Here is a 19,822-nt window from a genome sequence, read left to right as displayed (position 1 = left end):
ATGGGGCGCGCTTTCAACTTCTCGGCGGGTCCCGCCGTCATGCCCGAGGCTGTGTTGCAGCAAGCCGCTTCCGAGATGCTGGACTGGCACAGCTCGGGTATGAGCGTGATGGAGATGAGCCACCGCGGCAAGGAGTTCATCAGCATTTACGAGCAGGCCGAAGCCGACTTGCGTGAGCTGCTGGCCGTGCCCGCGCACTTCAAGATTTTGTTCATGCAAGGCGGCGGCCTGGCCGAAAACGCCATCGTGCCTTTGAACCTGTCGCAAGGCGGGGCCATGGACTTTGTGCTGACGGGCAGCTGGAGCCAAAAGTCGCTCAAAGAAGCGGGCAAGTACGGACAAGCCCGCGTGGCGGCTTCGGCGCAAGATGGTGGCTTCACCACCCTGCCCGCGCCATCCACTTGGCAAATCGGCGCTGAAAGCCGTTACGTGCACATTTGCGGCAATGAAACCATCCACGGCGTGGAGTTTCACGAACTGCCAGACCTCAAAGCCTTGGGTTGTGATGCGCCTTTGGTCGTCGATTTTTCCTCGCATGTGGCCTCGCGCCCGGTGGACTGGTCACGCGTGGGCCTGGCTTTTGGGGGTGCGCAGAAGAATTTGGGGCCCGCAGGTCTGACCTTGGTCATCGTGCGTGAAGACCTGATTGGCCACGCCCTGCCGCATTGCCCCAGTGCCTTTGACTACAAACTGGTGGCTGACAACCAGTCGATGTACAACACCCCGCCCACCTACAGCATTTACATCGCCGGGCTGGTATTTCAGTGGCTCAAAAAAAACGGCGGGATCGCCGCCATGGAGCAGCGCAACATCGCCAAGGCCCAGTTGCTTTACGACTTCCTCGATAGCTCCAGCCTCTATGTGAACCGCGTGGCCAAAGACTGCCGCTCGCGCATGAACGTGCCTTTTTTCTTGCGTGATGAGTCACGCAACGAGGCCTTTTTGGCGGGCGCCAAAGCCGCCAACTTGCTGCAACTCAAGGGCCACAAGTCAGTGGGTGGCATGCGGGCCAGCATTTACAACGCCATGCCGATCGAAGGCGTGCAGGCTCTGGTGGCCTATATGCGTGAATTTGAAAAAACACAGGCCTGATTCAGGCCATCCAAAAGAGACTTTCGCTCATGAGCCAACAACCCATTCAGTCGGATGCCCTGGGTGCCCTGCGCGTGCAAATTGACGCGCTGGACAAACAACTGCTGAGCCTGCTGAACCAACGGGCCCATGTGGCCGAACAAGTCGGCGAGATCAAACGCGCCGAAGGCTCGCCCTTCTTTCGCCCCGACCGCGTGGCCCAGGTCATCGACAAGATCACCAGCGCCAACCCCGGCCCCCTGAAAAACGAACACGTCGCCTCGATTTGGCGCGAGATCATGTCGGCCTGCTTGGCCTTGGAGGCCCCGCAACGCGTGGCGGTGCTCGGCCCCCAAGGCACGTTTTGCGAACAAGCAGCCATTGAGTTTTTTGGCAGCGCGGCCAACCTGATTTACTGCGCCAATTTCGACGAAGTCTTCCACGCCACCGCAGCGGGCACCGCCCAATATGGCGTGGTCGGCATGGAAAACTCCACCGAAGGTGTGGTGGCCCGATCGCTCGATTTGTTCTTGCGCTCGCCCGTGCATGTGGTGGGCGAGGTCAGTTTGCAGGTGCGCTTCAATTTGCTGCGCCAACTCAATTCGGACGCGGGTATTGAGGTGGTGATGGCCCACCCCCAAGCGCTGGCCCAGTGCCAAGGCTGGCTGTCCAAGCACCTGCCGCATGTGGAGCGCCGCGCCGTCTCCAGCAACGCCGAAGGTGCTCGCCTGGCCGCCACCAACCCGGCCTGGGCCGCTTTGGCCAGCGAACGCGCAGCCAGCCAGTTTGGCCTGCACATCGTGCACCACGCCATCCAGGACGAAGCCTTCAACCGCACCCGCTTTGCCGTGATCACATTGCCCCAGACCCTGGCCACGCCACCTGCCTCGGGCAAGGACTGCACCAGCTTGGTGGTCTCTGTTACTAACCGCCCGGGTGCGGTGCACGATTTGCTGGTGCCGCTCAAGAACAACGGTGTGTCCATGACACGTTTCGAGTCGCGCCCCGCCAAATCAGGCCAGTGGGAGTATTACTTCTACATTGACCTGCAAGGCCACATCAGCGAGCCGCATGTGGCCGCTGCCCTGCAAGAGTTGCAAGGCCTGTGCGCGTTCTACAAGGTGCTGGGTTCTTACCCTGTGCCTGAGTGAGTACGCAGTGAAGTTCCAACGCCTGGCCCTGATTGGCTGCGGCCTGATGGGCGGCTCGTTTGCGCTCGCTCTACGTCAGGCTGGCCTGGTTCAACACATCACAGGTTTCAGTGCCTCTGAAAGAACACGCCAACGCGCATTGGAATTGAAGGTCATCGACCAAGCCTGCAACAGTGTGGCCGAGGCGGTGCAAGGTGCCGATTTGGTGTTGCTGGCCGTGCCTGTGGGCGCCATGCACAGCAGCTTTGCCGCCATGCGCGATGCGCTGGCACCGCAGGCCCTGCTGATGGATGTGGGCTCCACCAAATGCGATGTGATCGCCGCCGCACAAGCGACCCTGGGTGAACGCCTGAACTGCTTGGTGCCTGCCCACCCGATTGCGGGCAAAGAAGTGGCGGGCATCGAGCATGCCGAGGCCAATCTCTACCAACAGCGCCGCACCATCCTCACCCCCTTGCCGCAAAACAGCATTCGTCAAATCAACATGGCGAGCGAAGTCTGGACCGCGATTGGCAGCCATGTGAGCCACATGACGCCCGAGGCACACGACGCCACGTTTGCAGCCGTCAGCCACTTGCCCCACCTGTTGGCCTTTGCGGCCGTCAATGCGCTCACCGCACAGGCGCAAGGGGCGGCATTTTTGGAGATGGCGGGCCCTGGCTTTCGAGATTTTTCCCGCATCGCCGCCAGCGACCCCGCCGTCTGGCGCGACATCTTGGGCGCCAACCAAGCCGAAGTGCTGATGCAGATGGCTCACTTTCGAAGCGCACTCGACAAATTTGAAAACGCTCTCAAACAAGGCGACACCGCAGCGCTGCAACAACTGATTCAACAAGCCAGCGATGTGCGCTCGGCTTGGACGCTGCAAGCGGGCAATGCTTGCAACAAAGCCTCTGAAGACTGACCCATGTTCTCCACCGCCTTCCTCGACCTTCCTGCGCTGCAAGGCGCGTCCGGCACCGTCACCCTGCCCGGCTCCAAAAGCATCTCGAACCGCGTGCTGCTGCTCTCGGCACTGTGCCAAGGCACTACCGTGGTCCACGACTTGCTGGACTCGGACGACACCCGCGTGATGCTGGCCGCTTTGCGTCAACTGGGCTGCGGCGTTCAGGTCAATGGCACCACCGTGACCATCACGGGCTTGGGCGGCCGCGCATGGCCGACTGAGGCGATTGAGTTTTTCATGGGCAACGCAGGCACGGCCATGCGCCCGCTCACCGCAGCATTGGCTGTGCAAGGCGGCGACTTCACCCTCAAGGGGGTGCCCCGCATGCACGAGCGCCCGATTGGCGACCTCGTGGACGCCCTGCGCGAGCTGGGTTGCGCCATCGACTATCTTGGCAACGAGGGCTACCCACCCCTGCGCGTGCGCCAGCCTTCGCTGCAACTGGACAACCCCATCCCCGTGCGCGGCGATGTGTCCAGCCAGTTCCTGACTGCACTGCTGATGGCGCTGCCCTTGGCAGCCCAAGACCGCGCCATCACCATCGAGGTGGTGGGCGAGCTCATCAGCAAGCCCTACATCGAGATCACGCTCAACCTGCTGGCACGCTACGGCATTCAAGTCGAGCGCCAAGGCTGGGAACGCTTTGTGATCCCAGCAGGCAGCCGCTACCAGTCGCCGGGCACGATCCACGTCGAAGCCGATGCGTCTTCGGCCAGTTATTTCATCGCTTTAGGTGCCATCGCGCAAGGTAACGGCATCCGCATCCAGGGTGTGGGCGCGGACTCGATCCAAGGCGACATCCGCTTCATGGACGCCGCTGCGCAAATGGGTGCCAAGATCACCAGCGGCCCCAACTGGCTAGAAATCCACCGAGGCGCTTGGCCACTCAAGGGCATCACACTCGACTGCAACCACATTCCCGACGCGGCCATGACCTTGGCCGTGATGGCGCTCTATGCCGATGGCCCCACCACGCTGCGCAACATCGCCAGCTGGCGCGTGAAAGAAACCGACCGTATTGCGGCCATGGCCAACGAAAGCCGCAAACTCGGGGCCACTGTGGAAGAAGGCCCGGACTGGATCACCATCCACCCACTCAAGCCAAGCCAGTGGCAACGCGCCAGCATCCACACCTACGACGACCACAGGGTGGCCATGTGCTTTTCGCTGGCGGCCTTCAATGCTGACCAAGTCCCTGTGCGCATCGAAGACCCCAAATGCGTGGCCAAGACCTTCCCTGACTACTTTGAAGCCCTGTTCTCGGTGGCGCACACAGCCGCCCACAACATTCCTGTGATTTGCATCGATGGCCCCACCGCCTCGGGCAAAGGCACGCTGGCCAGCCGCGTGGCGGCGGCTTTGGGCTATCACTACCTGGACTCGGGCGCACTCTACCGCGTAACCGCCCATGCTGCTTTGCAAGTGGGCCTGACACTGGAAGCCGCTGACGAAGCCCAAATCGCCGACCTTGCCCGCCACCTGCCCGTGCGTTTTGAAGGCGAGCAAGTGCTGCTGAACCACGTGGACGTGACCGATGCGATCCGCAGCGAGCAAGGCGGCATGAACGCCTCCAAAGTGTCTGTATTGCCCTCCGTGCGAGAGGCTTTGGTCGACCTGCAACACAGTTTTCAGCGCCTGCCGGGTCTGCTGGCCGACGGCCGCGACATGGGCACCGTGATCTTCCCAGACGCCCCTTTGAAGGTGTTTTTGACCGCCAGCGCCGCCAAACGGGCTGAAAGACGCCATAAGCAATTGATTTCTAAGGGTTTTTCGGCTAATATCGACAGTCTTCGCGCTGACTTGGAAGCGCGCGACGCCCGGGACATGTCCCGCAGCGTGGCGCCACTCAAGCCCGCACAAGATGCCTTACAACTGGACAACTCGTCCTTGACCATCGAAGCCTCGGTGGAACAAGTGATGGTCTGGTGGCAAAGCCGGCAGGTTTTCGGTTGATCGACACAAGTTGATCCACTGACAACGGCCAACCCAGTCTGCCCTGTGCAGGCTGACTTGAAGTTCCACCCGGCTCTCCTCGTGCAGCTTGCACACTGGCCAGGTGGTTTTTTAAAACCAACCGCGGTTCACACCGCACAACCAACCGCCACAGTCAGCTCCTGGAAACGACGCATTCCGCGTTCGTCAGTCCTGTTTGTGGATGAGGAAATCACATGTCTGAATCTTTTGCCGCCCTCTTTGAGGAATCCCTGCAACGTACCGAAATGCGCCCTGGTGAAGTCATCACCGCTGAAGTGGTGCGCATCGAACACAACTTCGTGGTTGTCAACGCCGGTCTCAAGTCCGAGTCCTACGTGCCCCTCGAAGAGTTCAAGAACGACCAGGGTGAAGTCGAAGTCCAGGTCGGCGACTTTGTTTCGGTGGCCATCGGCTCCATCGAAAACGGCTACGGCGACACCATCTTGTCCCGCGACACTGCCAAGCGTTTGGCTTCTTGGATGTCTTTGGAAAAAGCCCTCGAATCCGGCGAGTTCGTCACTGGCGTGACCAGCGGCAAAGTCAAGGGTGGCCTCACGGTGCTCGTCAACGGCATCCGCGCTTTCTTGCCCGGCTCTTTGGTCGACACACGTCCCACCAAAGACCTCTCTCCCTATGAGAACAAGACCCTGGAATTCAAGGTCATCAAGCTCGACCGCAAGCGCAACAACGTCGTGTTGTCACGCCGCGCTGTGGTGGAAGCCTCGATGGGCGAAGAGCGCGCCAAGCTGATGGAAACATTGCGCGAAGGCTCCATCGTTCACGGTGTGGTCAAGAACATCACCGAATACGGTGCGTTCGTGGACTTGGGCGGCATCGACGGTTTGCTGCACATCACCGACATGGCCTGGCGCCGTGTCCGTCACCCCTCCGAAGTGGTCACTGCCGGTCAGGAAATCACAGCCAAGATCCTCAAGTTCGACACCGAGAAAAACCGCGTGTCCTTGGGTCTGAAGCAAATGGGCGACGACCCTTGGATGGGCGTGAACCGCCGCTACCCACAGGGCACCCGCATGTTCGGCAAGATCACCAACATCGCCGACTACGGCGCGTTTGTCGAACTCGAGCCCGGCATCGAAGGCTTGGTGCACGTGTCCGAGATGGACTGGACCAACAAGAACGTGGCACCTTCGAAGATCGTTGCTTTAGGTGACGAAGTCGAAGTCATGGTCCTCGAGATCGACGAAGACAAGCGCCGCATCAGCTTGGGCATGAAGCAGTGCCGTGCCAACCCATGGCAAGAGTTTGCTCAGAACACCAAGCGCGGCGACCGCGTCAAGGGCCCGATCAAGTCGATCACCGACTTCGGCGTGTTCGTGGGCTTGGCTGCCGGCATCGACGGCCTGGTGCACTTGTCTGACCTGTCTTGGAACGAAACCGGTGAAAACGCCGTGCGCGAATTCAAGAAGGGTCAAGAAGTTGAGGCTTTGGTCTTGGCTGTGGACGTGGACCGCGAGCGCATCAGCTTGGGCATCAAGCAGCTTGACTCCGATCCATTCACCACCTTCACCTCCATCAACGACAAGGGCCAGATCGTCACCGGTAAGGTCAAGACTGTGGATGCCAAGGGCGCTGAAATCGACCTGGGCGAAGACATCATCGGTTACCTGCGTGTGTCCGAAATCTCGCGTGACCGCGTAGAAGACGCGAGCCACGTGCTCAAAGTCGGCGACGAAGTCACTGCAGTTGTGGTGAACGTGGACCGCAAGACCCGCAACATCCAGTTGTCGATCAAGGCCAAGGACCAAGCTGACCAGCAAGAAGCCATGGCTTCCTTGTCACAGCAGTCCAAGACAGAGAACGCTGGCACAACCAGCCTGGGCGCCTTGTTGCGTGCCAAGCTCGACAACAACTGATCCTCGTGATCTGATGACGTCCGTTGTCTGAAAAGCCTGCCCCTGTCATGGGGGCAGGCTTTTTTCAGGACCCTTCCCAAGGCAACACCCGTCACGTCCACAACAAGTTGACACCATGACCCGCTCCGATCTGGTTGAAGAACTCGCCGCCCGCTTTGCGCAATTGACCCACCGCGACGCCGAACTGGCCGTCAAGACGGTGCTCGATGCGATGAGTGACGCGCTGGTCAAAGGCCACCGCATCGAAATTCGCGGCTTTGGCAGCTTCTCGATCAACCGTCGTCCACCCCGTGTTGGCCGCAACCCCCGATCTGGCGAAAGCGTTCAGATTCCAGAAAAGCGCGTGCCCCATTTCAAGCCTGGCAAAGCCCTGCGCGAAGCCGTGGATGCGGGCACCCCTGCGCCACCGCAAAGCGCTGAAAACGCTCGACAATGACCTGCATGGCGCACGCTTGCGCTTGTCTCCACGACCGCACAACCGGCTCTTTCGCTTGGGCCTTTAGAATGGTTCCAGCTTCCGAGGTCCATTCATGAAACGCCTGCTCTGGCTGCTTCAGTGGTTGCTGAAAGCCACTGTTTTCTTCACCCTGTTTGCTTTTGCGCTGAACAACCAGCAAGAAACCCGTGTGAACTTCTTTTTCAGCACCTACTGGTCGGCCCCCACGGTGCTGGTGGTGCTGTCTGCCTTCTCGCTGGGCGTGGTGGTGGGTGTGTTGGGCATGGTGCCGCGCTGGTGGCGCGAGCGTCAGGCCGTCAAGAAAAATACCCCGCCCCCACCCACTACACCCCCCGCCCCCACGTCCGAGGTGACCGATGGAGCTTGACCTGACCTGGATTTTGCTGGGCCTGCCCACGGCATTCGCCTTGGGCTGGATCGCGTCTCGTCTGGATTTGCGTCAAATGCGCATCGCCAACCGGCAAGCACCACGCGCTTATTTCAAGGGCCTGAACCACCTGCTCAACGAGCAGCAAGACCAAGCCATTGACGCCTTCATCGAAGCGGTCCAAAACGACCCGGACACCTCCGAGCTGCACTTTGCTCTGGGCAATTTGTTCCGACGCCGGGGCGAATATGACCGGGCGGTGCGGGTGCACGAACACCTGCTCTCGCGTGCCGACATCAGCCAGGCCGACCGGCAAAGGGCGCAACACGGTCTGGCACTCGATTATTTGAAAGCCGGCTTGCTGGACCGCGCCGAAGAAGCGCTGCGCAAACTTGAGGGCACTTCTTACGAAGGCCAAGCCCGGCTGGCCCGCATGGCCATTTACGAGCGCTCACGCGAGTGGCCCGAAGCCGCTGCGGTGGCCCGTTTGCTCGAAAAATCCGGCGAGGCCGACTTTGGCACCCGGCTGGCGCATTACCAATGCGAGCAAGCCCGCGAAGAGGTGCAAAAGGGTGACAGTGCCAAAGCACTCGACTTGTTGGCACAAGCCCTGCAAGACCACCCCCGTGCGGCCAGGCCTCGCCTGTTGATGGGGCAATTGCAGCTGAGTCAAGGGCAAGCAAGGGCCGCCTACGAGAACTTGTCGGTCTTTTTTGAGCACAACGACATGGCCGCCCCCTTGGCCGCAGCCAGCTACGCGCAAGCGGCCCTGGCCTGCGGCTTGGCGACCCAGGCTGGTGATTTGTTGAAAGCCCATTACCAGCGCCAGCCCTGCATCGATGTGCTGGATGCGATCACAACACTCGAAGCCCACAACACGCCATCGGCCACCACCAGCGAAGCCAACGCCCTGCAGCGCTACCTTGACCATCTGCAAAACCACCCCTCCATGATGGCCGCCAGCCGCTGGCTGAACGGGGCAAGAAACGAAGTCGGCGTTTTGCCTGCGCCCGTGCAAAAAACGCTTGAAAACGCCACAAAACCTTTGGCCCGTTACCGCTGCGCGGCTTGTGGTTTTGAAGCCAAAGAGCACTTCTGGCACTGCCCGGGCTGCCAGTCCTGGGACAGTTACCCTCCCCGGCGCGTGGAAGAACTCTGAGCAGCGCCCCCAGGCGGGCATCCGCCTGTCCCTACGCTGTCACTTGTGTCCGCTCGCCCTTTGGGTATCCGCATAAAATGTGCGGTTGCACAGCAAGGAAGCTCCATGGCACGCACGCTCTACGACAAGATCTGGGACGAACACGTCGTCCACACCGAAGAAGACGGCACCTCCGTCCTCTACATTGACCGCCATTTGGTGCACGAAGTCACCAGCCCTCAAGCCTTCGAAGGCATTCGCCAAGCGGGCCGAAAAGTCTGGCGTGTCAGCTCCATCGTGGCCACGGCCGACCACAACACCCCCACCACCGGCTGGGAATTGGGCTACGACGGCATCACCGACCCGATCAGCAAAGAGCAAATCACCACGCTGGATGCCAACATGAAGGAATACGGCTCTGCCGCTTTCTTCCCCTTCCTGTCCAAGCGCCAGGGCATCGTCCACGTCATTGGCCCTGAAAACGGCGCCACCCTGCCCGGCATGACCGTGGTCTGCGGCGATTCACACACCTCCACCCACGGCGCGTTTGGCGCACTGGCGCACGGCATCGGCACCTCCGAGGTCGAGCACGTCATGGCCACCCAAACGCTCTTGGCCAAAAAAGCCAAGAACATGCTCATCAAAGTCGAGGGCAATCTGGCCAAAGGCGTGACGGGCAAAGACATCGTGCTGGCGATCATCGGCAAGATTGGCACCGCGGGCGGCACCGGTTACACCATCGAATTCGCAGGCTCGGCCATCCGCAGCCTGTCCATGGAAGGCCGCATGACGGTCTGCAACATGGCCATCGAAGGCGGCGCACGCGCAGGCCTGGTCGCGGTGGACGAGAAAACCATCGACTACGTCAAAGGCCGCTTGCTTTCGCCCACGGGTGTGGAGTGGGACCATGCTGTGGCTTACTGGAAGACCCTGCAGTCCGATCCCGGCGCGCATTTTGACGCCGTGGTGGAGCTGGACGCCAGCACCATCGTGCCGCAGGTCACCTGGGGCACCTCGCCCGAAATGGTGCTGGGCATCGACGGCCACACACCCGACCCCGACAAGGAAAAAGACGACGTCAAGCGCGACGCGATTGAGCGTGCACTGACCTACATGGGCTTGCAGCCCGGTAAGGCACTGGCCGACATCACCATCGACAAGGTCTTCATCGGCTCGTGCACCAACAGCCGCATTGAAGACATGCGCGAAGCCGCCGCCGTCGTCAAAAAGCTCGGCCAGAAAGTGGCCAAAAACGTCAAGCTGGCCATGGTCGTGCCCGGCTCCGGTTTGGTCAAAGAACAAGCCGAGCGCGAAGGTCTGCACGAGATTTTCAAAGCCGCAGGCTTTGAGTGGCGCGAGCCAGGCTGCTCCATGTGCCTGGCCATGAACGCCGACCGCTTGGAGCCCGGCGAGCGCTGCGCCTCCACCAGCAACCGCAACTTCGAAGGCCGTCAAGGCGCGGGTGGCCGCACCCACTTGGTCAGCCCCGCCATGGCCGCCGCCGCGGCCGTGCACGGCCACTTTGTTGACATCCGCAAATTCGCCTGAAGCGACCGGGAAATCACACCATGCAGAAATTCACCCTCCTCAAAGGCATCGTGGCCCCGATGGACCGCGCCAACGTGGACACCGACGCCATCATCCCCAAGCAGTTCCTCAAGTCGATCCGCAAGACCGGCTTTGGCCCCAACCTGTTCGACGAATGGCGCTACCTCGACAAGGGCGAGCCCGGCGTGCCCGAAAGCCAACGCAAGCCCAACCCCGACTTCGTGCTCAACCAGCCACGGTACAAAGGCGCGAGCATTTTGCTGGCCCGCAAGAACTTCGGCTGCGGCTCCAGCCGCGAACACGCCCCCTGGGCCATCGATCAATACGGCTTTCGCTGCGTGATCGCGCCCAGCTTTGCCGACATCTTCTTCAACAACTGCTTCAAAAACGGCCTGCTCCCCATCGTCTTGCCCGAGGCCGCCGTGGACCTGCTGTTCAATGAAGTGGCCGCCTTCCCCGGCTACGAACTCACGGTCGATCTGGAACGCCAAGTGGTGGTGCGCCCTCAAGGCGAAGAGATCCCCTTCGAGGTGCAGGCTTTCCGCAAGTACTGCCTGCTCAACGGCCTGGACGACATTGGTCTGACCCTGCGCCACGCCGACAAGATCAAGGCCTTTGAAGCCGAGCGTCTAGCCACCAAACCCTGGTTGGCTCACACCGCCGTCAACGCATAAAAAACACGAGAAGCCCCATGAAAATCGCAGTCCTCCCCGGTGATGGCATCGGCACCGAAATCGTCGCTGAAGCCGTCAAAGTCCTGAACACGCTCGACTTGAAGTTCGAGATGGAAACCGCCTTGGTCGGCGGCGCGGCTTACGACGCATTTGGCCACCCCCTGCCCGAAGCCACGCTCAAGCTGGCCATGGACAGTGATGCCGTGCTGTTTGGCGCGGTGGGCGACTGGAAATATGACAAGCTCGACCGGCCCCTGCGCCCCGAGCAAGCCATTTTGGGCCTGCGCAAAAACATGGGGCTGTTCGCCAACTTCCGCCCTGCCATTTGCTACGAGCAACTGGTCGGTGCATCCAGCCTCAAGCCCGAGTTGATCTCGGGTCTGGACATCCTCATCATCCGCGAGCTCACGGGTGACATTTACTTTGGCCAGCCACGCGGCCGCCGCATCGCCACCGATGGCCACTTTCCTGGCGCGGAAGAAGCCTTCGACACCATGCGCTACTCCAAGCCCGAGATCGAACGCATCGCGCATGTGGCCTTCCAGGCCGCCCGCAAGCGCAAGGCCGCAGGCACCGAAGGCCGCGTGACCAGCGTGGACAAAGCCAACGTGCTCGAGACTTTCCAGTTCTGGAAAGACGTTGTCACCGAAGTGGGCAAAGAGTACCCCGACATCGCGCTGGACCACATGTATGTGGACAACGCCGCCATGCAGTTGGTCAAAGAACCCAAGCGTTTTGACGTGGTGGTCACCGGCAACATGTTCGGCGACATCCTGAGCGACGAAGCCTCGATGCTGACGGGCTCCATCGGCATGTTGCCCTCAGCCAGCCTGAACACCAAGAACCAAGGCCTGTACGAACCCAGCCACGGCAGCGCCCCCGACATTGCGGGCAAAGGCGTGGCCAACCCGCTGGCGACCATCTTGTCTGCGGCCATGATGCTGCGCTTCAGCCTGAACCAGCCCGAAGCGGCCCAGCGCATCGAAGCGGCTGTGCAAAAAGTGCTGGCCCAAGGCCTGCGCACGGGCGACATTTACAGCGAAGGCACCACCAAGGTGGGCACCGCGCAAATGGGTGATGCGGTGGTCAAGGCGCTGGGCTGATCAAACTCGGCTGATCAACCTCCGCCAACAACAAAGCCCGGCACCTGCAAAGGTGGCCGGGCTTTGTTTATTTGCGCCCTCAGGCCTGGCCCATGCGCACCAAGCGCCCCGGGCGGGCCGCTGTGATCTCGCCTTCGCGCTGCACCTGCTCGCCCGCCACCCAGGTGGCCACATAGCCTTCGGCCTTTTGCACAAAGCGTTTGCCGCCTGCAGGCAAGTCGCGCACCAGGCGGGGCAGGCCCATGCTCAGGCGCTGGGGGTCGATGGCGTTCAGGTCAGCACGCATGCCCGGCGCAATCACGCCCCGGTCTGACAAGCCCAAGTACCGGGCATTGCGGCTCGTGAGCATCTCCACCGCGGTTTCAAGCGGGATACTGTCACGACCTCGGTCGCGCACCCAGTGCGTGAGCATGAAAGTCGGAAAGCTGGCATCACACACCGTGCCCACATGGGCACCCGCGTCGCTCAGGCTGCTGAGCGCTCTGGGGTGGGCCAGCATGCGGCGCACCGCGTCGAGCGAGCCCTCGTTGTAATTGAATATCGGAAAATAAATCAGGCCTTCGCCAGTACCCGCACTCAGGTGGTCGTAAATCGCCTCCAGCGGCTTGATGCCCGCCTGCTTGGCCCGCACCAAAAAGCTCTGCATGACCGAGGGCTCGTAGTTGAGCGTGTCTTCCAGCGCGAACATGCGGCCGCTGATGAGGTCAATCTTGGCCAGCAAGATGTCCACCAACGGCGGAATGGCGCTGCCGTCGCCAGCCAGCCGCTCGGACTTTTCCGACAAGATGCGGGCCTTGCGCGCCGGATCGCGCAGCGCCTGGGCACGCTCTGCCAAAGGCAAATGCGCCACCTCTTTGTAAGACGGAAAACCCATGAAGGGGTGAAAACTCGCGTCCAGCCCGTTGAGCACGCCAATGCCTCGAACCGCCGTCTGCATGTACAGCGGCAGGCCCGTATTCACCGCCGCTTCGACCCGCTGCTGAATTTTGAGGTACTGCTCGCCACCCGGGTCGCGTTGCAGCCAAGTCATGGACACCGGCTTGCCACTGGCCCGCGCCAACGCTTCCACGCTGTCGAACTCGGCGTCGAACTGGTCGGGGCCGTTCAGCAGGTTGAAGTCGCTCACGATCTGCACCACGCCGTGGCCCAGGCCTTCGAAGGCCTGAGCCAGGCCGGTTAATTCGTCGTTGCCCGCATTCGCGGCAGGGGTGTCCTTGCCCTCGGAGGTGCGGTGGTTGTCGCTGCGCCCGGTGCTGAACCCGGCGGCACCGGCCTGCAGGGCTTCGCGCAACAGCGAACGCATGGCCTCGATGTCTTGCGCCGTGGCCTGCTCATGGGCCAGGGCACGCTCCTTCATCACATACATGCGCAAGGGGTCGTGCGGCACCTGCACCAAATAGTCCAGGCTGCGCGGCGTGACGGCCAGCGCGTCCATGTACTGCGGAAAGCTTTCCCAATTCCAGCGGATGCCCTCGTGCAGCGCCGCCCCCGGAATGTCTTCCACGCCCTCCATCAGCTTGATCAGGTCGTCTTCATGGCCAGGTCTTTTAGGGGCAAAGCCCACGCCGCAATTGCCCATCAGCAGCGTGGTCACGCCATGGTAGATGCTGGGGGTGAAGCACTCGTCCCAGGTCACTTGTCCGTCGTAGTGGGTGTGGATGTCGACAAAACCGGGGGTGATCCACAGGCCTGTGGCGTCCACGGTTTGCAAGGCGGGTTCGTCCACCTGGCCCACCGCCACAATGAGGCCCCCACGCACACCCACATCGGCCACACGGGCGGGCGCGCCCGTACCGTCCACCACGGTGCCGTTCTTAATCAAGCAATCGAGCATCTTTTCTCTTCCAATAAAAAGCCAGTCCCAAGCCGCTGACGATGTGCCAAATGCCCCACAGGCTGGCCAGGGTGACCATGCCCAGATCGCTGCCAAACTGCAAAGCAATGATGCCCAGCGCCAGGCCCGAGTTCTGCATGCCGCCTTCGATCATGATGGCCCTGCGGTCGCGCTCAGTCATGCCCATGGACTTGGCTGTGGCCCAGCCCAAAAACAGGCCGCTGGCGTTGTGCAAGACCACAATCAAGAAGGTGGGCAAAAGGCCCAGCGTCAGCAGCTGCCGCTCCTTGATGAGGCCGGCCACGATGAACAAGATCAAAGCGCCCACGGCAAAATTGCCCAGCGGCTTGCGGATGCGCTGCGTCAAAGCAGGCAACTGGTGCGAAAACAGCAGCCCCAGCGCCAGCGGAATGCCCAGGACCATCAACAAACTCAGCCAAATGCCAGAGGGGTCGATCGACAACTCGCGCAGCCACGATGCCGTCTCAGGGTTGGCCGCGATCATCCAGCTGAAGTTGAAGGGCGTGGCAAACAGCGCAATCAAACTGGCCACGGCAGAGATGCTGACCGACAAGGCCGTGTTGCCGCGCCCCAAGTGGGTGATCACGTTGCTCAGGCTGCCGCCTGGGCAGGCTGCCACCAAAATCATGGCCGCCTCGACGTTGGCGGGCAAATCCAGCACCAGCGTGGCCAGCCAGGTGCCGACCGGCAGCAAGATGAATTGGGGGATCAAGCCACACAGCACCGCACGCGGCGCTTGCGCGACCCGCCGGAAGTCCTCGACGCGCAATTCCAGCGACACCGAAAACACCATGGTGGCCAGCACCAAACTCAAGATCAGTTGTTGTGAAGTCATGCATGTATCCTTGCGAAAAGTATAGACAGCCGCAACAGCCTGAAGACAAAGGGTTTACGCGCAATGCACCCTTGCGCTTGTCAGGCCCACGCCAGCCAATCCGCTACAATCAGGCCCCATGTTTCACGCCCACACGTTCTCCCTGAACCTGATCACTGCCGCTGCAGTGGCTGCTGGTGCGCGTGCAACTTCCACAAAAACCACGACCATTAAGGGCTGATCCGGCCTGGTTCGTCGTGCGCCCCTCCCGGCCAGACGAGCCGGGCAAACAGTCTGGTCTGACACTGTTTAAAACTGAAAGGGCGTTGAAATGAGCAAGTTAGTAGGTTTGGTCGGCTGGCGCGGCATGGTCGGCTCGGTTCTAATGGACCGCATGATTCAGGAAAAAGACTTTGACCTGATCGAGCCCCTGTTCTTCTCTACATCGAACGCGGGTGGCAAAGCCCCCTCGATGGCCAAGAACGAAACCACGCTGCAAGACGCTTTCAACCTCGAGCAGCTCAAGCGCTGCGAGATCATCATCACCGCCCAAGGTGGCGATTACACCTCCGAAGTCTTCCCCAAACTGCGTGCAGCGGGCTGGAACGGCCACTGGATCGATGCGGCGTCGACCCTGCGGATGGAAAAAGACGCGGTCATCATCTTGGATCCGGTCAACATGCCCGTGATCAAAAACGCCTTGGCACACGGCGGCAAGAACTGGGTGGGCGGCAACTGCACTGTATCGTGCATGTTGATGGGCGTGGGCGCCCTCTACAAAGCCGGTTTGGTGGAGTGGATGAGCACCCAGACCTACCAAGCGGCCTCGGGCGGCGGCGCGCAACACATGCGCGAACTGTTGACCCAATACGGCACCCTGAACGCCGAAGTCAAAGCCTTGCTGGACGACCCCAAGAGCGCCATTTTGGAAATCGACCGCATGGTCGTGGCCAAACAACGCGCTTTGACCGCCTCTGAAACCGCCAACTTTGGTGTACCTCTGGGCGGCTCGCTGATCCCTTGGATCGACAAAGATCTCGGCAACGGCATGTCCAAAGAAGAGTGGAAGGGCATGGCCGAGACCAACAAGATTTTGGGCATGGGTGAGGCTTTTGGCTCTTCTGCCATTCCGGTCGACGGTTTCTGCGTTCGTGTGGGCGCCATGCGCTGCCACAGCCAGGCCCTGACCTTCAAACTCAAAAAAGACGTGCCTGTGGCCGATCTCGAAGCCATGATCGCTGCGGACAATGATTGGGTCAAAGTAATTCCTAACACCCGCGAAGCGACTATCAAAGACTTGACACCTGTGGCCGTCACCGGCACCATGACCATCCCCGTGGGACGTGTACGCAAGTTGGCCATGGGACCGGAGTATATTGGCGCCTTTACCATTGGTGATCAATTGCTTTGGGGAGCCGCCGAGCCGCTGCGCCGCATGCTGCGCATCCTCTTGGATGCCTGATTCACCATTGAAACCACAACAGTTTTCCGGGATACCCATGGGTCAAACCAAACGCCAAATGCCAAAAAATCACAAGATGAAAGCCTTGGGTGCTTTGGTTTTTTCAGCATGGGTTTTGCCCGCAGCCGCGTTGGACTTGGGTCGGCTTCAGATCCTTTCGGGCATTGGTGAGCCCTTGAGGGCTGAAATTGAGGTCGCCCAGGCTTCGCCTGAAGAATTGCGGTCACTCCGCGCCCAATTGGCTTCGCCGGGTGCCTTCAGCCAAGCGGGCATGGAGTTCAACCCGGCTCTGAACGGCGTCACAGCCAGCTTGCAAAACCGGCCTAACGGCACCCCGGTCATCACCTTGAACGGGCGAGCGCCCATTCAGGAAAACTTCATTGACCTGATTCTGGAAGCCCAAACCTCCAGCGGCAAGCTCACCAAAAACTATGCTTTGCTGCTCAATTCCGTGAGTGACCGGCTGGCCCGCTCTTCTTCAACACCTGCCTCTGCCAACAGCCCTCAGTTGCCTGTTGTGCCCCCGCTGGTCCAGCCCATTCCACCGGCCCCTGCACTCGCTCGAGTGGTTGAAACACCTGCTTCGGCCAACCCCCTGAATGCCACCAGCGTCGAGCTGAACGCCAGAAACATCCCTGTTTATCGCTTTGCGCCGGTCGACAACACCCAGACTCCACGTCCTCAGCCATCCACCACCGAAACCAGCGCATCCACCGCAGCGTTGAGAGCGCCCGCAGTCCAAGCCAGACCCAAAGGCAATGAGCCATCTCGGGAAACCGGTGACAGATCCATCAAGGTCAGACCCGGAGACACAGCCTCTCGACTGGCCATTCGCTATTTGGGCGGCCAAGCCAGCTTGGACCAAATGATGTTGGCCATGCTCAAGGCGAATCCGGATGCTTTCATCCAAGGCAACGTGAATCTGGTCAAGGCGGGTGCTGTGCTGCGGATCCCAGACCTGGGTGAAGCCACACAAATTTCACGCGATGAAGCCCGCAAAACCGTGATTGCCCAAACCAAGGAGTTTGCGGAATACGCCAGACGTCTGGCCGAGTCTCCTTTGTTGGTGGATTCCAAAAATTCGCGCTCCATGTCGGGCACCGTGACCGCCGAGCCTGCCAAGCCTGCGCCCGGCGCACTGCAGCAAGACAAACTGACCTTGTCCAAATCGAGTGTCAGTGCCAACGCGGCCGATGCCAAATTGGCCAGCGAGCGCGAAGCCAAGGACACTTCGGACCAGCTGGCCGCCTTGAACAAAAACCTGAAGGATTTGGAAGCCCTGACCCAAAACCCTGCTTCGACGAACAGCGCGAGCGCCTCGAACACGCCCTCTGCTGCAGCCGTGTCGACTGCGCCTGCCACCCCCTCGGCCCAGACCTTGCCGACATCACAGGCTCCAACGTCCACGATGACCAGTTCGAGCCTACAGGATCTGAGCGAAAACAAGCAACTGTGGGCCTGGGCAGCGGGTTTGCTAGCGGCCATCTTGCTGGTGGCATTCTGGATGAGAAGAAGGTCGGCTGAGCCAGAATCCATTTACGCACCGTCCTACGACGACATTCCTGCGCCAAGCACGGAACCCGTGATGCAGGCCACGCCCAGCCCCATGCCTGTTCCCGCGCAAATGAGTTCGATCGACCTGAACCTTCAGCCATCGACCGCACCTGCCCCCATGGCGCCAACGCCCGCCTATGCGGCACCCACACCGGTGAGCCCGCCACCGGCCACCACCGCAGCCGAGGACACCGAAGTCAGCAAGCTCAACCTGGCCGCTCAACTCTTGGCCAAGGGTGACAAGGACCTGGCCCGTGCTTTGATTCTGTCGGTGATTTCATTGACCCATGGCGACATCAAGGCCCGCGCCATCCAAATGCTCGGCCAAATCAGGTGAGGCTGGCCCTGGGCGTCTGCTATTCGGGCACGGCTTACCAAGGCTGGCAAAGTCAAGCCACGGGCCTGACCATTCAAGACAAACTCGAAAAAGCACTGGCCCAATTTGGTGACGTGCCCCGCATCAGCACCTTGTGCGCAGGCCGCACCGATGCGGGCGTGCACGGCCTCATGCAGGTGGTGCACTTTGACACCCACCTGGAGCGCGACACCCACTCTTGGGTGCGCGGCACCAACCGCTATTTGCCCTCCGACATCGCGGTGCAATGGGCGCAGGTTGTGCCCGAGACCTTCCATTGCCGCGCCAGTGCCACGGGCAGGCGCTACATCTATGTGGTGCTGGACTCGATCGTGCGCCCCAGCCTGGAAGCGGGCCGCGTGGGCTGGGTGTACCGTCCGCTGGCCGAAGCACCCATGCGCGAAGCCAGCCAGCATCTGCTGGGTGAGCACGATTTTTCATCGTTCCGGGCCAGCAGCTGCCAAGCACTGTCGCCCGTCAAAACCCTGCGGCACATCGGCATCACCCGGCATGGCGCTTATTGGCGCTTTGAATTCGAGGGCAACGCCTTTTTGCACCACATGATCCGTAACATCATGGGCTGCCTGGTCACCATCGGCCAAGGCAACCAATCCCCCGACTGGATGCGTGAGGTGCTGCGGGCCCAAAGCCGCGACGCCGCAGCGCCCACGTTTTCTCCAGATGGGCTGTACTTTGCAGGGCCCATCTACAGCCCCGAATGGGGCCTGCCCGACACCACCCCTGCTTTTGATTGGTTGCCATGACGCTGATCAGCCCCGCCCCGCAGCAACGCACCCGCATCAAAATGTGTGGTTTCACCCGCGAGGCCGACGTGCTGGCCGCCTGCGCCATGGGTGCCGACGCCATTGGTTTTGTGCTCTACCCGCCCAGCCCCCGCAGCGTGAGCATCGAGCGGGCGGCCGAGCTGGCACGCCTGCTGCCCGCTTTTGTGACACCTGTGCTCCTCTTCGTTAACGAAACGCCTGAGCGCATCGAGGCCGCTTGCACCGCCGTGCCCGGCGCATTGCTGCAGTTTCATGGCGACGAGTCGGCCGACTTCTGCGAAGACATGTCGCGGCGCACAGGCCGCCCCCACCTCAAAGCCGCCCGAATCCCCCTGTCCGAGGTCCACGACTTCGACTTGCTAGAATTTGCACACCTTCATCACGCAGCCCAAGCCCTCTTGCTCGACGCCCATGTCGACGGATACGGCGGCGGCGGCAAAACATTCCATTGGTCACTCCTGCCACCAAACGTCAATGCTCACCTCGTTTTGTCTGGTGGACTCACACCTGCAAACGTGGGCGATGGCATTCGGGCACTGCGCACGCACGGCCTATCTCTGGCCGTTGACGTGAGCTCCGGCATCGAAGCAGGCAAGGGCCTCAAAGATGCCGACAAAATGCGGCAGTTTGTCCAAGCGGTGCGCACCGCAGACAATCCCTCTCCCCTTTAAATCAGTTCACGGGCAAGCCTCGG

General features: G+C 61.0%; 17 protein-coding genes. 15 read left to right on the top strand and 2 right to left on the bottom strand.

Features of this window, described 5'->3' with window-relative positions; genetic code table 11:
* From serC to leuB, 11 genes are all read left to right on the top strand, one after another.
* On the top strand, positions 1–1,092 hold the full coding sequence (gene serC / locus L63ED372_RS04240) for a 3-phosphoserine/phosphohydroxythreonine transaminase (protein ID WP_062407618.1): 1,092 nt from the start codon (positions 1–3) through the stop codon (positions 1,090–1,092).
* A 29-nt stretch (positions 1,093–1,121) separates the two neighbouring features.
* Positions 1,122–2,222, top strand: coding sequence for a prephenate dehydratase (gene pheA / locus L63ED372_RS04235; RefSeq protein ID WP_062403733.1), 1,101 nt, complete (start codon positions 1,122–1,124; stop codon positions 2,220–2,222).
* A gap of 7 nt (positions 2,223–2,229) precedes the next feature.
* Positions 2,230–3,126: a prephenate dehydrogenase gene (locus tag L63ED372_RS04230; protein ID WP_231624558.1), complete on the top strand. Its 897-nt coding sequence runs from the start codon at positions 2,230–2,232 to the stop codon at positions 3,124–3,126.
* Between the two features lie 3 nt (positions 3,127–3,129).
* Positions 3,130–5,121, top strand: a complete 1,992-nt coding sequence (locus L63ED372_RS04225; RefSeq protein WP_062403731.1) for a bifunctional 3-phosphoshikimate 1-carboxyvinyltransferase/cytidylate kinase — start codon at positions 3,130–3,132, stop codon at positions 5,119–5,121.
* A 215-nt stretch (positions 5,122–5,336) separates the two neighbouring features.
* A complete protein-coding gene (gene rpsA, locus L63ED372_RS04220) occupies positions 5,337–7,016 on the top strand; it encodes a 30S ribosomal protein S1 (protein WP_062403729.1) in 1,680 nt (559 codons plus the stop codon).
* A gap of 115 nt (positions 7,017–7,131) precedes the next feature.
* The gene (locus L63ED372_RS04215) at positions 7,132–7,452 is read left to right on the top strand and encodes an integration host factor subunit beta (protein WP_062403727.1); all 321 of its coding nucleotides are present in this window, start codon (positions 7,132–7,134) and stop codon (positions 7,450–7,452) included.
* Positions 7,453–7,546: 94 nt separating this feature from the next.
* On the top strand, positions 7,547–7,840 hold the full coding sequence (locus L63ED372_RS04210; RefSeq protein ID WP_062403725.1) for a lipopolysaccharide assembly protein LapA domain-containing protein: 294 nt from the start codon (positions 7,547–7,549) through the stop codon (positions 7,838–7,840).
* On the top strand, positions 7,830–8,999 hold the full coding sequence (lapB, locus tag L63ED372_RS04205) for a lipopolysaccharide assembly protein LapB (RefSeq protein ID WP_062403723.1): 1,170 nt from the start codon (positions 7,830–7,832) through the stop codon (positions 8,997–8,999). Before L63ED372_RS04210 ends, lapB begins: the two co-directional genes overlap by 11 nt.
* A gap of 105 nt (positions 9,000–9,104) precedes the next feature.
* Positions 9,105–10,526 carry a 3-isopropylmalate dehydratase large subunit gene (gene leuC, locus L63ED372_RS04200; RefSeq protein WP_062403721.1) on the top strand — a complete coding sequence of 474 codons (1,422 nt, stop codon included), beginning with the start codon at positions 9,105–9,107 and terminating at the stop codon, positions 10,524–10,526.
* A 20-nt stretch (positions 10,527–10,546) separates the two neighbouring features.
* On the top strand, positions 10,547–11,200 hold the full coding sequence (gene leuD / locus L63ED372_RS04195; protein ID WP_062403719.1) for a 3-isopropylmalate dehydratase small subunit: 654 nt from the start codon (positions 10,547–10,549) through the stop codon (positions 11,198–11,200).
* A 17-nt stretch (positions 11,201–11,217) separates the two neighbouring features.
* Positions 11,218–12,303, top strand: a complete 1,086-nt coding sequence (leuB, locus tag L63ED372_RS04190) for a 3-isopropylmalate dehydrogenase (protein WP_062403717.1) — start codon at positions 11,218–11,220, stop codon at positions 12,301–12,303.
* A 79-nt stretch (positions 12,304–12,382) separates the two neighbouring features.
* Here the strand turns inward: leuB and L63ED372_RS04185 are convergent, their stop codons facing one another.
* Positions 12,383–14,137 carry an N-acyl-D-amino-acid deacylase family protein gene (locus L63ED372_RS04185; protein ID WP_062403715.1) on the bottom strand — a complete coding sequence of 585 codons (1,755 nt, stop codon included), beginning with the start codon at positions 14,135–14,137 and terminating at the stop codon, positions 12,383–12,385.
* Entirely contained in the window at positions 14,118–14,993 is an 876-nt protein-coding gene (locus L63ED372_RS04180) for a bile acid:sodium symporter family protein (protein WP_062403714.1), read from the bottom strand. Before L63ED372_RS04180 ends, L63ED372_RS04185 begins: the two co-directional genes overlap by 20 nt.
* A 310-nt stretch (positions 14,994–15,303) precedes the next feature.
* On the opposite strand from L63ED372_RS04180, the gene asd reads away from it, so the two are divergent.
* The 4 genes from asd to L63ED372_RS04160 all read left to right on the top strand — a co-directional run bounded on the left by asd (position 15,304) and on the right by L63ED372_RS04160 (position 19,799).
* Complete coding sequence (gene asd, locus L63ED372_RS04175; RefSeq protein ID WP_062403711.1) at positions 15,304–16,434, top strand: aspartate-semialdehyde dehydrogenase; 1,131 nt, start codon at positions 15,304–15,306, stop codon at positions 16,432–16,434.
* Between the two features lie 76 nt (positions 16,435–16,510).
* Positions 16,511–18,325 (top strand): FimV/HubP family polar landmark protein, encoded by a 1,815-nt coding sequence (locus L63ED372_RS04170; protein WP_197275322.1) that lies wholly within the window; start codon positions 16,511–16,513, stop codon positions 18,323–18,325.
* A complete protein-coding gene (gene truA / locus L63ED372_RS04165; protein WP_062403707.1) occupies positions 18,322–19,107 on the top strand; it encodes a tRNA pseudouridine(38-40) synthase TruA in 786 nt (261 codons plus the stop codon). Before L63ED372_RS04170 ends, truA begins: the two co-directional genes overlap by 4 nt.
* Entirely contained in the window at positions 19,104–19,799 is a 696-nt protein-coding gene (locus L63ED372_RS04160; RefSeq protein ID WP_062403705.1) for a phosphoribosylanthranilate isomerase, read from the top strand. Before truA ends, L63ED372_RS04160 begins: the two co-directional genes overlap by 4 nt.
* Positions 19,800–19,822 lie beyond the last annotated feature (23 nt).

This window comes from Limnohabitans sp. 63ED37-2, from assembly GCF_001412535.1.
Taxonomy (GTDB): Bacteria; Pseudomonadota; Gammaproteobacteria; order Burkholderiales; family Burkholderiaceae_C; genus Limnohabitans_A.
This window is presented reverse-complemented; position numbering and strand designations above follow the sequence as displayed.

Bases quoted from the DNA above. Each gene is read 5' to 3' on its own strand.
- serC (WP_062407618.1), top strand. From the start codon at position 1: ATGGGGCGCGCTTTCAACTTCTCGGCGGGTCCCGCCGTCATGCCCGAG.
- pheA (WP_062403733.1), top strand. From the start codon at position 1,122: ATGAGCCAACAACCCATTCAGTCGGATGCCCTGGGTGCCCTGCGCGTG.
- L63ED372_RS04225 (WP_062403731.1), top strand. From the start codon at position 3,130: ATGTTCTCCACCGCCTTCCTCGACCTTCCTGCGCTGCAAGGCGCGTCC.
- rpsA (WP_062403729.1), top strand. From the start codon at position 5,337: ATGTCTGAATCTTTTGCCGCCCTCTTTGAGGAATCCCTGCAACGTACC.
- L63ED372_RS04215 (WP_062403727.1), top strand. From the start codon at position 7,132: ATGACCCGCTCCGATCTGGTTGAAGAACTCGCCGCCCGCTTTGCGCAA.
- L63ED372_RS04210 (WP_062403725.1), top strand. From the start codon at position 7,547: ATGAAACGCCTGCTCTGGCTGCTTCAGTGGTTGCTGAAAGCCACTGTT.
- lapB (WP_062403723.1), top strand. From the start codon at position 7,830: ATGGAGCTTGACCTGACCTGGATTTTGCTGGGCCTGCCCACGGCATTC.
- leuC (WP_062403721.1), top strand. From the start codon at position 9,105: ATGGCACGCACGCTCTACGACAAGATCTGGGACGAACACGTCGTCCAC.
- leuD (WP_062403719.1), top strand. From the start codon at position 10,547: ATGCAGAAATTCACCCTCCTCAAAGGCATCGTGGCCCCGATGGACCGC.
- leuB (WP_062403717.1), top strand. From the start codon at position 11,218: ATGAAAATCGCAGTCCTCCCCGGTGATGGCATCGGCACCGAAATCGTC.
- L63ED372_RS04185 (WP_062403715.1), bottom strand. From the start codon at position 14,137: ATGCTCGATTGCTTGATTAAGAACGGCACCGTGGTGGACGGTACGGGC.
- L63ED372_RS04180 (WP_062403714.1), bottom strand. From the start codon at position 14,993: ATGACTTCACAACAACTGATCTTGAGTTTGGTGCTGGCCACCATGGTG.
- asd (WP_062403711.1), top strand. From the start codon at position 15,304: ATGAGCAAGTTAGTAGGTTTGGTCGGCTGGCGCGGCATGGTCGGCTCG.
- L63ED372_RS04170 (WP_197275322.1), top strand. From the start codon at position 16,511: ATGAAAGCCTTGGGTGCTTTGGTTTTTTCAGCATGGGTTTTGCCCGCA.
- L63ED372_RS04160 (WP_062403705.1), top strand. From the start codon at position 19,104: ATGACGCTGATCAGCCCCGCCCCGCAGCAACGCACCCGCATCAAAATG.